General features: G+C 36.1%; 3 protein-coding genes. 1 reads left to right on the top strand and 2 read right to left on the bottom strand.

Annotation, left to right across the window (positions count from 1 at the left end):
- The first annotated feature begins 151 nt into the window (after nucleotides 1-151).
- Nucleotides 152-646, top strand: coding sequence for a CinA family protein (locus FTV52_RS14490; RefSeq protein WP_179991042.1), 495 nt, complete (start codon nucleotides 152-154; stop codon nucleotides 644-646).
- A 7-nt stretch (nucleotides 647-653) separates the two neighbouring features.
- On the opposite strand, the gene FTV52_RS14485 is transcribed toward FTV52_RS14490, so the two are convergent.
- The gene (locus tag FTV52_RS14485; RefSeq protein ID WP_004973465.1) at nucleotides 654-929 is read right to left on the bottom strand and encodes a type II toxin-antitoxin system RelE/ParE family toxin; all 276 of its coding nucleotides are present in this window, start codon (nucleotides 927-929) and stop codon (nucleotides 654-656) included.
- A gap of 5 nt (nucleotides 930-934) precedes the next feature.
- Nucleotides 935-1156 carry a hypothetical protein gene (locus FTV52_RS14480; RefSeq protein ID WP_004973462.1) on the bottom strand — a complete coding sequence of 74 codons (222 nt, stop codon included), beginning with the start codon at nucleotides 1154-1156 and terminating at the stop codon, nucleotides 935-937.
- Nucleotides 1157-1437 lie beyond the last annotated feature (281 nt).

Below are 1437 nucleotides of genomic sequence, written 5' to 3'. Positions count from 1 at the left end.
TCAGCTTGCTTCAAGATACTCATGATCAAGCTGTCTGAATACTTAGATGTTTTCATAGAAAATCTCCTTAAATCAAGGTTATTCGATTTTCTACTTTTAAACTCAATTATTTTTAGGGAGGATTACCATTCTATTCACTTGCAGATTTATCATGCTCAAACAATGCTGTGCCATACTTGAACAACGCCAACAGACTGTGGCTTTTATTGAAAGTGCCAGCTCAGGTTACTTATGTAGTCAGTTTTCTATTTATAAAAATAGCGGTGCCAATATTTTACTTGGTGGATTAGTCAGTTACGACCCAAGCATTAAACGTGAGATTTTGCATGTGAATAGTGACTTAATTGCCACCTATACCGCTGAATCCGCAGAAGTCACACAAGCCATGGCAGTTCAAGGCAAAAAACTATTTCAACATGCAGATTTTATTGTGGCATGCACAGGGTTACTGAAACCAGGCGGCAGTGCCACACCAGAAAAACCTGTAGGGACATTTTTTATCGCCATTCATTATCAGCAGCAAACTTTTCAGTACAAATATTTTTTAGATGGCAATCCATTACAACGACTAGAACAGCTCACTCTGTTAGTCGCTCAAGACCTGATTGATCTAATGCAAGATACAAGCACTTGTACTGCACCCTGAAGTAAACCTATCTTTTTAAGTCTCTATAAAAATTCTCATGACTGCCCAATTTTAAAAGATAGAGTGTCATGATTTCGTCATCACTCACAGAGTAAGCCAGTAGCACAAGCTGTTTGTCCATTTTAAATTTATAAACAAATACTCCTGCTAAATCCCCCACTTTAGCTTCTCCGATATCAGGATTATTCCAAACGGTTATTACGGCATTATCAACATCTTTTTTCTGCTGCTTGGTTAGTTTTTTCACTGTCCGTTCAAATAAGGGAGTTTGTTGTATATTCATTGAACTCAACCAAAGCTATATGGTGTTGTATTCCCTGCTTTGACATGCGCCATACTAAGCAACAAATCTGCTATATCTTGAAAAGTTAAATCGGGATTGTCTTGTGCGATTTTTCCAATTTTAGCCCAGTACTCAATTTGTTTAGTTGCACTTCTACTTTCAGCCATCCCGTAAATCTTTGCTGATTCAACAATATCGCTGTCTATTTTAACTGCTACATGTGACATTGCTTTTTCCTCATATTAATTATGGAATAAATTTTAGCCAATCATGCAACCATTTACAACCTTAAGAAACAAAATACAACAACCTTCTTTTATGATCAAATATTTAAAAATGCGCTATCGTACGCCCGATCTTTTTTAATTCTCTAACGCTTCAATGGTAATACCCCCATTTTTAATTGAATTAATGGGTAGAAAATCTAAAGCCTTGTTATTGTTTAAAAATAGGTGGACAACCATTTACTGACATATGAGGTCGTTCATGATTATAAAAGTACTGCCAG

It is taken from the genome of Acinetobacter sp. YH1901141, assembly GCF_013416935.1.
GTDB classification, from domain to species: domain Bacteria; phylum Pseudomonadota; class Gammaproteobacteria; order Pseudomonadales; family Moraxellaceae; genus Acinetobacter; species Acinetobacter towneri.
This window is presented reverse-complemented; position numbering and strand designations above follow the sequence as displayed.